This is a genomic window from Paenibacillus sp. JT31N11, from assembly GCF_056269285.1.
This window is the reverse complement of sequence record NZ_JBWDNQ010000040.1, coordinates 1-11358: the sequence shown is the minus strand read 5'-3', so window position 1 is coordinate 11358 and position 11358 is coordinate 1. Positions and strand designations below refer to the sequence as shown.

Below are 11358 nucleotides of genomic sequence, written 5' to 3'. Positions count from 1 at the left end.
ATTCTGGATAACGTAACGGAAATGGCTGCTCATTCTGAAAATAAGCGCTTGAATAAAAATCTAAAAAAGTTGGGCATAAAATCATATCCGATGTACGTCCTGGTGAATAAGGATGGGATCGTTTATAACTCCCCTTACTTAAGTGAGATGGAAACATTCATAAAAGGGGAACTGAAAATTTCCGATAGTTAAGCTAACTGTGCACGATAGATAACCAAATGGGCTGCCACATGGTTGCCCCTCGTGTGCGCCCAGCGGCACGACAGCGCGAATCATCAGTCCGCTAACGGGTACGATAGTGCAGAGACCAGGAACAGATCGCCGCGGCAGGAAACTGTTCCTTTTTCGTTGAAGTAACGGGCAGGTTTGTGTGGTCGCAGTGTAGAACATAAATCATCAAATAACTATTTGAGGTGTGAAAATGGATAGCGAAGTTACAGCGGTTGGATTTTTGGAAATGCTTCAACAGGGACAACGGTCATTCTCAAAGCTTTGTGTTGAAGACGGGGAGCTAACTGAAGTTGATTTTTCAAACCTTAACTTTGAGGAGTGCCTATTCTCGGTAAATTTTACTGGTTCGAGTTTTGAAAACACGAGGTTTATCAAATCAAATCTAAAAGCATGTATTTTTTCTAATTGTATTTTTAACAATGCGGTATTAGTTGGTAACTTACTAGATGGCACAGACTTTTCGGGAGCGAAGGTAGATGGAATTACTTTTATTGACAACACCTTTCATTCCATAGTAGTTACAGAGTCACATCTTGCTGAAATGATACTTTAAATTAAGGGAGAAACGAATGACAATAAACAAAAAGAGTTCTAGAAGAATATCGGTCAGAGATGACAATTATATATGGACTGTTTCCCCAGGAAGCGGATATATCATCATGATAGCCGAACATGAAATCACTAGAGGGATGCGCCTTGAGGTTTATGTTGAATCAGATATCGACAGCGCTTGGGTAAACTTCCCTAATACAGAACATCTGAATATGAAAATTGTTAGACCTAGTGACGTTGAATATTTTATTTGTCAGGCGCTCGATCAAGGGTGGACTGTAGTTTTTGATTTTGACGGTAAGTTTCTGAAGAGAAGATTACGCTAACGGGTACGATAGTTGAATGATGGCCGCGGCGAACCAGTCCTTTGAGGGGCTGGTTTTTTCAATACATAAGATAAGTTATGTACAGAAAATGCCGCTACGAACGGGCAGAATAACGAAATTAAACTTATCAATTTTTGATACGAGTCACAGATATAAACACAAAGTACAGTTTGACGACGAAATTTACATCAGTATATTAAGACAAAGCCACTCCCGACAATGGAGTGGTTTCTTAGGTTGCCATATTTCAAAGTGACAGATTGACAATACAATGAACATGAAGTATACTTCACGTGAAGTATACTTCATATTTATGTTTAGGAGATAATTTTTTATGGAGAATCTGGTTAAAGAATATCGAAAAGCTTTTAAAATGACTCAAGAGCAACTCGCTATCCTGGTAGGTGTGTCCCCACGAACCATTATCTCGATTGAGAAAGGGCAGTTTAAGCCTTCGATATTGTTGGCGTATAAGCTTTCACTGGTTTTTCACGTTACTATTGAGGAACTGTTTAAGTTGCCGGAGAATTTAAATAGAATGGAGAATTAATAAAATGAAATACGACAAAAAAACGTTAAAAATTTTGCAATCTGTGTTCGTGGCCATCGTTGTAATTGTCTTCGGAAGTGTATTTTGGATCACAGGATTTAACATTGCGCATACAGTTACCTATGGGGTTTGCGGGATTCTTGTTATTTTTGGAGTTATCGGTGCTATACTCACTCATATTAAGCCTGAACTGAAAGCGACTTACAAAAATATTCCGGTTGATGAACGAGATGCGCTTATGCGAGTGGAAATTGGGAATGTAGTTAGTCGAATATTCTTTTGGCTTTTTATCGCACTTGGGGCAATGTTTCTTGTCATATGGGTTATTTATCGTGTGAAGATATATTTGTGGATGTTTATTTTGTTCGAGGTACTGGTTTTATTGCATTTAGTCATGACAATAATCTTGTATAGCAAGTTAGATAAAAAATTCTGATTTTATGAACTTCCAATAAAGTAAGGTAGTGTACAGTCTAGGGCATCCGATTCGTTGGGGTCCAACTACTCACCAGGCGGAAACTTACGCTTTGTCCAAGATGATACTTATATCGAGACCGATGTGGGAAAATGTCAAAATGGATGATGATTGCTGTGGTGAGATGATGAAATGATTAAACTAACTGGGTACGTTAGTGTGGAGCAACCGCCGCGGCAATTGCTCCTTTTTTTTAAGTAAAGGCTACCGCAGGATTGATCGGCAGTCTCGTTGTGAATGGGAGGATAGTTTAATAGTTCACGGCTTGGGTGACCTGCACAGCTACTTGTTTTAAAAAGGATACACAGAAGATACCTTCTGTGTATCTTTTTGTGGCAATATCGGGCGAGCGGCTACTGTTAGCCGAATGCAAGATTGTCTGTCATGAAGAAAAGCGGCTTTTTTCCGTGCAAACCAGCAGTCGCGGGCCGGAGCAACTGCAGCTTGCGCCTGTTCTATTTAAGACAAGTAGCTACAGGGCGGTCTATTATATTGGAAATTTACTCATTACGCCATCGTAACTCTCTTGGGCATCTTTAATGGAGAGCTTTGAATATATTTCTAATGATTTACGGCTTTCGTGGCCAGAGTAAGGTTGTATGAGCGAATCATCAATACCCTGCCGCTTAAGCCATGTGAATTAAAAATGGCGGAGCTTGTGGGGGGATAGAGGATGAGGCAAATTAGCGACTTCAGCATACCGTACAATTATTTTCCGTATTCCTCCTCTATCCGTATATTTCTTCTTCCATGAGGATTCGAATAGATATTGAGCGTTTTTCTTTTTTTGATTTTGAACGTGCATCGCGAGCATTTCCTTGAAGGGAACTGGGAAGGGAACGATGCGATCTTTTTTGCCTTTTCCTTCATTGATACGTATCTGGCAATAAGTAAAGTCAATTTCATCTATTTTTATATTAACAAGCTCATCAACGCGGACGCCGGTATAAACAAATGTTTTGATGATAATCATATCTTGAAACAACAAGAAGGTTGGAACTATTCCGCTTGCACCTTATCTAACGATCGGGGTACTCGCCTTCTACCTGCAGCCATATTGGCTTGTTCCGATTCTTTATTAATTAGTAATTCAAACAGTGTCTCTGGAGAGAACAACAAACATTAAATTAAAGTAACGGGTCAATGATGGCCTCGGCGAACCAGTCCTTTGAGGGGGCTGGTTTTTTCAATACATAAGATAAGCGGAGCGTTGGACAAAATTTTGTCAATGATGCAGGCTCATTTCTTGACGGAACGGTTTTTTTTCTTGATTTTATGTTCTATCTGTTATACTCTGTATATAACAATCAAACTATTAATCAATCTGAGGTGACCATGGATGGCGACAATGGGACGGACAAAAAAATGGCGTACTGCGGGAGCAACGTTGGTACTTTTAACTTTGCTGCCTTTGCAGGCTTGGGCTACGGGTGCAGGGGGGGATGACGAAACAGAGAAGGTGCCGTTGAGGACAGTTGCGGAATCGATCGGCGCGGTCGTGAATTGGAATGCGGACAATCGGCAAGCGGTCGTCACTCGTGGCCAGGTGGAGCTTGCGATCACGATTGGCGCTGATACCGCCCTTGTGAATAGGCAAGCGCGGACGATGGACAGCAAGGCGGGATTGTCGGGCGGCCAAATGCTCGTATCGCTGAGCATGATCAGACAAGCATTCGACGTTGACGTGGACTGGGATCCGCAAGACGGTCTCCTCGTTGGATTGGAAGATGTCAAGACGTGTGGCAGCTATTTCGTACACTTGCTGCAGACAGGACAGTTTGAAGATGCGAGAGCGATGATGAACGAGCGATTGCAGCAGCAGCTACCGGAGCAATTTCTGCAGACGTACTGGGTCGGCAATACTTCCGTATACGGCTCTCCGGCTCAATTGCTTATGCTCGATCAAGAGGAGACAGCGGTGCATAATAATGCGATGCTCGGTTACGCTACACCGCAGCAGACGCCTTTCGGTATCATCGTCCGTTTCGACGACACCGGGAAAATCGATGATTTGTATTTGCCCTATTTGCCATCCGGCGCTTATCAGAAACCATCCTACGATAACCCGGCGCAATACGTGGAGCGGCAAGTCGTTGTCGGCGAAAGGGAGCATTCGCTGCCAGGTACGTTAACCCTTCCGAAAGGGGAAGGGCCTTTCACCGCTGTAGTTCTCGTGCATGGCTCCGGCCCGGGGGATCGGGATGAGTCGACCGGCGCTTACAAGCCGTTCCGTGATCTGGCGGCCGGTCTGGCGGCCCAACATATTGCCGTGCTAAGATTTGATAAACGGACCTATGAGCATACGCTTAAAAGCGCGCTGAATCCGCAGTTTACCGTAAAGGATGAATCGGTGGACGATGCGTTGGCGGCGGTAAAGGTCCTGCAGCAGCAACCTGAAGTGAATGCCGCACAAATATTCGTGCTGGGCCACAGCCAGGGCGGAATGCTCGTTCCGCGCATCGTGCAGCAGGACAGTACTGACTCCATCGCCGGCGCAATCGTCATGGCTGGCCCCTCGGAACCGTTGGAGGACCTACTCCTTACTCAGTACCAACAAGCGGCGGAACGCGCCAAGCAGGCGGGACAACCGACCGATGCGCTGGAACAGCAGGTACAAATATGGGAACAGCAGATGGCACTGCTGAAGGATCCACAATATTCCGTCGCCAATATTCCCAAAAATTTCGTCGTGCAAAATCCGGTCTGGTGGTTCGATTTCCGCAATTATTACGCTGGAGAGCTCGCCAAGGATCAGGAAACGCCTATGTTGATCATGCAGGGGAAGAACGATGCCCAGGTCGGTCCCGACCAGTTGGATGGCTGGAAAAAGGCGCTGGCCGGACGAACGGACGTATCCTACAAATTATATCCGAAGCTGAATCACTTCTTCGTATCCGTTGACCAGCCATCAACAGGCGCTGAGTACGCCATACCTGGCAATATTCCGGATCAAGTTATCTCGGATATCGCGGATTGGCTGAACGGTGTGTCTGCAGCAGCACCGCAATAAGTAAGTGAACAACAACTGTAAACGGGCAAGCGCCGATCCAATGGATCGGCGCTCTTGTCTTACAGCGCTAATGGGGTTGGCTCACGAAAGTGGCTAAACATTCCTGTAGGGCCTAAGATTTGGCCTTTGTCAAAAAAGGAGCGCCTCTGTATGATGGGTTTGTCGAAAGGACTAATAACCCAACACTATCAAGGGGGCGCTCTTACGATGAAGGTTAAGCAATCAGCTGGACAAAATCAAAGCATTGAAAGAATATCTAACTATGAATCGATAGGAGAAAGACATAAGTTTCCCGGGCGGCGAGAGTTTGATTACGTTGTCCAATTTTTTTCAAGTCTCAACGGATTACCTTCTTATAGGTTTCGATTCTAATACGCCTGATTATAATCAGCTAGCTGCTATCCGTGAATTACTTCAGCTGTTAACTCACATTAGCGATCGGGGTGGGAAGGTGCAAATTGGGACAGTTGGGCTAAAAGTCTTTTTAATGGATTATATGGACTTAATGTTGAAACAAGATTAGTTTGCTATACTAATGCTGGTCACGGTGGAGGTTGGGATCAGAAATATCAACAAGATTATTTAAACCGAATTCTTACGTGGTTTGATCACTGCATTAAAGGAGAAGCATTGCCTGATTGGTTTGGATAAGACATAAGTGAATTTCAAGTAACTGTCTTTAATGAAAAGTGGATCTACCCCCTATAGTCGTATAACGTATTATGTTAGTCGTTCAACTAACGAGTACGATAGCGCAACAACCAGGTCATTAAAGTAACGGGTACGATAGCGCAGGGTAGCGTGCCGCGGCAGCTACTCCTTTTTGTTGAACTTTTGGCAAAAGAGTGCGGAAGGAATTTTTTGAATTTCGTTGAAAAAGTCTAAGATAAATTTTTAGAAGATCAAGGTGATTATCTCGAACGTAGTGACGGAATAAAAACTTGACTTAGAGTCAACTCTAACCGATATAATACAAGCCAACTACCAATTCCAATAAAGGAGAGTTGCAAAATGCTGAACGTACGTGTGGTTGTAACCGAATATGGCGGACCGGAAACGTTAAAAATCGTGGAGGAGCCGCTGCGCCAGCCGCAGAGGGACGAGGTTCTCGTCCACGTGCATAGCGCGGGAGTCGCTCTTGCCGATATTATGCGAAGAGAGGGCAAATATCCCGGCACACCAACGCCCCCTTTTACACCAGGATACGACGCGGTTGGCATTGTCGATGAGCTCGGAGACGACGTACGGCATGTTCAGAAAGGGGACAAGGTTGCCGTATTTTACAACGGTACTGGTGGATACGCGTCCTTTGTTTACGCGAAAGCCGACGAGTTTTACCCGGTACCAGAGCAAATTGACACCGCAGCAGCGGCGGCGGTCATTTTGAATTATGTTACTGCATATCAAATGCTGCATCGTCTCGCAAACGTTTCTGAAGGGGAACGAATTTTGATACACGGCGCTAGCGGAGGCACGGGTACTGCGTTGCTCGAGCTTGGCCGGCTTGCGGGTGTCGAAATGTTCGGCACCGCTTCGGCTGCCAAGCACGAAGTCGTCACCCGATACGGGGCGGTACCGATTGACTACAGGAGCGAGGATTTTGTGCAAATCGTGCGTGGACGGGCACCAGAAGGCGTGGATGCCGTATTCGATCCGATCGGGGGAAGCAACTGGGAGAGGTCATTCCAAACGCTTAGCGAGGGCGGACGTTTCGTGGGTTACGGGTACACGTCGGTTCTTGGACAGAACGATTCGAGCGATTGGGTCAACGATTGGACGAACCTGTCGGCCAACAGAACGACGCCCAGGGGAAATCCCATCTATCTGTATTCCGCCACAACTCTGAAGAAGGAGCGGCCGGAATGGTTTCGCGAGGACTTGGCACGCGTGTTTGAATTGCTTGCCGAGGGGCGAATCAATCCGATCATCGCCGCGCGGATCCCACTGCATGAAGTGGCGCGGGCGCATAAGTTGCTTGAAACATCCCAAATAGCTGGTAAAATCGTTCTTACCAACAATTAAACATAATGAAGGTGGTGCATGCGATTTGTACTCGATCGGAGAGATCGCGAGACTGTCGGGCATAACGGCTTTTACACTTCGTTACTACGAGAAAATCGGCCTGCTGCCTAAACCTCGGCGTCAGCGCGGAAAGGAGATCGGAATCCGGCAGTACGACGATGCGGATTTGCGGTTAATCCGGTTTATTCACACCTTGAAGCAGGCTGGAATGAAGCTGGATGACATCGCGGATTTTACGCAGGACGGCTGCCTGCTCACGGCGCAGGGAGAGGCCGATTTCGATACCGGTGGCACGCTGCATAAACGGATCGAGATTTTGGATCGACACATCGATGAGCTGGACCGGCGAATGAAGCAGTTGGAAGCCGTGAAGGTGATCGCACTTGAGAAAAGAACATTCTACTCCAACATATTGGACGCAAAGTAGAGTAAGGTGGGAGGGGCGAGGGTAAAGGATAAGCAGCATGCTATCCGGGCTCTATCGAGTTCCGGATATATCATATAAGTTAACTGTTAAGCATCTTCAACCTAACGGGTACGATAGTGCAAGGACTAGGGACATTCGCAGTGGTCGGCAACTGTTCCCTTTTTCATTGAATTAACGGGGGATTTTGTGCATTTTTGGTATATTATTTATACAGACAGCAAAAAATTCTAAGACTTCGTTTCCAAAGGTTTAGACTTTTTTTGGTGCTGATGCAAACAACTCGAAGCTTCGAAAATGGACCATCCAACGCTACTCCATAGTTAGACTCCTTATGTGGGGGAAGGAGATGCGCAATATATGTCCAGGTTAGAACGGGATGAAAGATCCTGACAGTCCTAGCTGCTGCGGCTGCCGCTACTTTCATTGCTGGCGACCGGCTTACCCCGCTTTTTACGAATTACCGCAATGAGCAGCAGCAAGATAGGGTAGCAGATCGTAATAAACAACCCTATCTTTCCGAAGAATTCGACGAACTCATACATTTGAAGCACGCTTTGCGGCAGCATGGCAATCAGAAAGATAAAAGGCAGCAAGAAAAAAGCGAACATTTTATGATCCTGCAAATGAAACATTTGGGTTATCGATTTAATCGTAAGGTAAAAAATCGACAGCAGTGTCGTGAACACATTGGTCACCCATACCGCCAGAATCGCTGCATCAAGCCGTTCCAAAATGTTAGCTGGGAGTGCGGTTGTTTTCGCCAATTCCAGTGTCGGCCACATCAATAATTTAATTTCCTCAGGTCCAAATACGGCCACAGCGGAAATAACAATGAGTAAATATAATAAGCTCGGCATAAACCAGCCCCAAATCATTGATAAATAGGCTTTGTTTGGTTTTTTCATGAACGGGATGACCATCGTGATGATGAAGGAGCCTTGAAACAAGGCAGCAATCGTTAACATTCCGAAGAACAGCTCATGATGCTCATTTCCCCATACAGGCAGCAGGTTCAGGGTACGGGAGTTTTTCAGAGCCAACAATGTAATGGTCAGGCTTGGCACCATAATAAAAGGCAGGTAAAAAAGATGGATACTGGCGAACGTCACGATATCCGTTCTGGCGAACACAGCCGCAAGCAGCAGCATCGCAAGGACGGTCACTTCCAATGGAGTCCTTTTCAATATGGAGGTGATGACTATTTCCCCGAATTCGCGGGAGATGAGTGCCATTAATATGCTAAAGAAGGAGAAAATGCCCAAACTGGCCACAAATGCGATGCCTCTTCCAATAATATCTTCGCTGTACTGGATGATCGATTGGTCGGGAAAACGGACGCCGAGTACCGTTACAAGGAGCAACCCGAATAATGCGACCAGTGTTCCGAGCAATGTGACAAGTGGAGCACCAGTATCTGCTACGCGAACAGCCATAAGGGGAGCTGCGAGAACGCCTACTCCAATCGTAGAACTAGTCACAATTGCGGCTACCTGAACCGCGGTGATGGGGCGCATTTGATCTTCTTCCTCCTTTAAAAAGCAATGATAAAGGTAGGTTTCCATTTTTTTCATTCAATTATGTATCGCAATCCTTTCTAAACTGAAGTTGAGACAGTTGTTTCGTGCAAAAAATGATTACGATATGAATGGCTGAATGAATTTCCCAATCTTATAATGGAAACGTCCTCCAAAACAGAGGGTGACGGCCGTGAGCATATGGACATTCTAGGACGGTGAGTACAGAATGCCCGATAAACAAACGCTGGCGTGCAGAATCAGCTGCAAGGCGGGCCTCACTCCGCTAACGATTTTCATTGATTCGTTGAGCTAACGGGGTACGATAGTGCAGAAAAAAGCGATGGAGCCGATCCATCGCTTCGTTGTGTTAACGGGCAGAATAATTCAATAAATAACGAATAAATGATGCTCATTCTGATTCATAAATATGGTAATCCTGAATTATATGTATCATGTAAAATGGGGTGAGAATGAATGTTCCATATAAGAAACATAGAAGACTTTTATAAATACAAGGAACTTTTAAGTAAAGTCTGTAACCAAGATTGTGATTTGCCAAATCAAGTTTTTCGTAAAGAATTTGGTTGCTATCTATTTAATCAATTTGATGATGCAATGAGTGATTGGGGGACACTTCAACAATTGGCGTCAGTATCAAAGGACGAATATATAGTAACCGCCGTTTTAGACCCTAAGCCAATGGAATACTACTTCAAAGAGTTCGGTTACTTTAATTGGATTAAGTTTCCGAAGAATATTGAAAGTAACAAGTATTGGAATGCACTTGAATTAGGACCAGAGAATTGGCCAGCAGATTCAATTTCCAACAACTCATTTACGGTTGTTTGGTTTAGCCCTTCCATGAAATGGGCTATATGGGGGGATAGGAATTACGAAGTAAGTATATTAGCGTTTAATAACGAGGAAATCTTCAGATCTGCACTGCCATTCTTAAAATCATGGCGTAAGTTTGATGAAACGGTAATTTCTTGGCTAGAATTGGCTTTTAGAGAACTGCCAGTAGAAATCGTAAAAATACTCAAAGCTAATTACTATTATTAAAAAGAACAACAAATCTTTATTGTGCTAACGGGTACGATAGCACAATGCCGAAGGGCTGCCGCCGCGGCAGCCCTTCGCTACGCTAACTGGCAGATTACAAATAAGCGATTAACTGTTGGAATAAATCGTTGCACTCAATGATAATATCCACTGACAACAGTTGTCATATTCGTATGTTAAAATCGTGAGGTGATCAAACAATATATAAGGAGTGAGAAGTTTGTTTACCCACAGGAATATTATAATCAAAGAGGTCCCGATCCATGTGGTCGAAGCCGGTCCCCTATCAAAACCGACTGTGTTTTTTATTCACGGTTGGCCAACTTGCTGGTTAGAATTTGAATTCGTGATGAAGAAGCTTGCCGAAGAGTACCATGTTCTCGCAATCGACATTCCCGGTATTGGGAATTCAGTAATTCCTTTAAAGTCATATAGCAAACGCAATATAGCCGAGTATGTACGGGGGATTATGGATCATATGAATTTGCAGGATGTCACTTTAGTTGGTTGTGATGCTGGAGGCCAGGTGACGTATGCATTTTTAAAAAGCTTCCCTGACAGGCTTTCACGCGCGGTGATTATGAATGTCGCCATTCCTGGTGTTGATCCGTGGAACGAGGTGAAAAGCAACCCTTACATTTGGCATTTTGCATTTCATAATGTACCTGTATTGCCGGAGACACTGATTTCAGGCAAAGAACTTCCTTATTTCTCTTACTTCTATGATGTACTCGCCGGGAAAGGCAAGAGAATGAGTGATGCCCGCAGGAAATCATATGTCGAAGCCTATTCCCGGTTAGACGCATTGAAAGCAGGGTTCGATTTATATAGAAGTTTCCTTGAGGACGAAAAGGATAATGCCGCGTCAAAAAATGTTATGGTGACAACGCCGGTGCTTTACTTGCGAGGATCGGATGAACACGCAAATATTGAAAAATATCTTGCAGGATTTAGAGAAAACGGCCTGCAAAATATCAATGCCAGGATAGTTGAAAATTGCGGACATTTTTCTGCAGAAGAACAGCCTGAACAAATTGCATTTGCAATAAGGGATTTTATTCAAAATATCTTATTGCGCTATACCAGCTAATAGGTTGTCAATATTTAATTATTAATGAGCCAAACGAGGGATGTTATACTGGTAAAAGGGAATGGCAAATAACCGTCCCTTAGATTTTGGGAAGGT

12 protein-coding genes are annotated in these 11358 nt (G+C 44.6%); 10 read left to right on the top strand and 2 right to left on the bottom strand.

Annotation, left to right across the window (positions count from 1 at the left end):
• The 5 genes from AC0YNV_RS40110 to AC0YNV_RS40090 all read left to right on the top strand — a co-directional run.
• Nucleotides 1–192: hypothetical protein (locus AC0YNV_RS40110; protein WP_475773032.1), on the top strand; the 192-nt coding region annotated here is incomplete at its 5' end.
• Nucleotides 193–421: 229 nt separating this feature from the next.
• Nucleotides 422–784 (top strand): pentapeptide repeat-containing protein, encoded by a 363-nt coding sequence (locus AC0YNV_RS40105; RefSeq protein ID WP_475773031.1) that lies wholly within the window; start codon nt 422–424, stop codon nt 782–784.
• A gap of 16 nt (nt 785–800) precedes the next feature.
• Nucleotides 801–1109, top strand: coding sequence for a hypothetical protein (locus tag AC0YNV_RS40100; RefSeq protein WP_475773030.1), 309 nt, complete (start codon nt 801–803; stop codon nt 1107–1109).
• Between the two features lie 334 nt (nt 1110–1443).
• Complete coding sequence (locus AC0YNV_RS40095) at nt 1444–1659, top strand: helix-turn-helix transcriptional regulator (RefSeq protein WP_475773029.1); 216 nt, start codon at nt 1444–1446, stop codon at nt 1657–1659.
• 4 nt (nt 1660–1663) lie between these two features.
• The gene (locus tag AC0YNV_RS40090; protein ID WP_475773028.1) at nt 1664–2095 is read left to right on the top strand and encodes a hypothetical protein; all 432 of its coding nucleotides are present in this window, start codon (nt 1664–1666) and stop codon (nt 2093–2095) included.
• Nucleotides 2096–2774: 679 nt separating this feature from the next.
• On the opposite strand, the gene AC0YNV_RS40085 is transcribed toward AC0YNV_RS40090, so the two are convergent.
• The gene (locus AC0YNV_RS40085) at nt 2775–3107 is read right to left on the bottom strand and encodes a tyrosine-type recombinase/integrase (protein WP_475773027.1); all 333 of its coding nucleotides are present in this window, start codon (nt 3105–3107) and stop codon (nt 2775–2777) included.
• A gap of 366 nt (nt 3108–3473) precedes the next feature.
• Here AC0YNV_RS40085 and AC0YNV_RS40080 point away from each other — a divergent pair, with 366 nt between their 5' ends.
• From AC0YNV_RS40080 to AC0YNV_RS40070, 3 genes are all read left to right on the top strand, one after another.
• A complete protein-coding gene (locus AC0YNV_RS40080; RefSeq protein WP_475773026.1) occupies nt 3474–5144 on the top strand; it encodes an alpha/beta fold hydrolase in 1671 nt (556 codons plus the stop codon).
• A 1011-nt stretch (nt 5145–6155) separates the two neighbouring features.
• Nucleotides 6156–7166, top strand: a complete 1011-nt coding sequence (locus AC0YNV_RS40075) for a medium chain dehydrogenase/reductase family protein (protein WP_475773025.1) — start codon at nt 6156–6158, stop codon at nt 7164–7166.
• A gap of 25 nt (nt 7167–7191) precedes the next feature.
• Entirely contained in the window at nt 7192–7593 is a 402-nt protein-coding gene (locus tag AC0YNV_RS40070; protein WP_475773024.1) for a MerR family transcriptional regulator, read from the top strand.
• Nucleotides 7594–7988: 395 nt separating this feature from the next.
• Here the strand turns inward: AC0YNV_RS40070 and AC0YNV_RS40065 are convergent, their stop codons facing one another.
• Nucleotides 7989–9107, bottom strand: coding sequence for a GerAB/ArcD/ProY family transporter (locus AC0YNV_RS40065; RefSeq protein ID WP_475773023.1), 1119 nt, complete (start codon nt 9105–9107; stop codon nt 7989–7991).
• 477 nt (nt 9108–9584) lie between these two features.
• Between AC0YNV_RS40065 and AC0YNV_RS40060 the strand changes: the two genes are divergently transcribed.
• Both AC0YNV_RS40060 and AC0YNV_RS40055 read left to right on the top strand, forming a co-directional pair.
• Entirely contained in the window at nt 9585–10172 is a 588-nt protein-coding gene (locus AC0YNV_RS40060; RefSeq protein ID WP_475773022.1) for a hypothetical protein, read from the top strand.
• Nucleotides 10173–10437: 265 nt separating this feature from the next.
• Complete coding sequence (locus AC0YNV_RS40055; RefSeq protein ID WP_475773021.1) at nt 10438–11262, top strand: alpha/beta fold hydrolase; 825 nt, start codon at nt 10438–10440, stop codon at nt 11260–11262.
• Nucleotides 11263–11358: the final 96 nt, after the last annotated feature.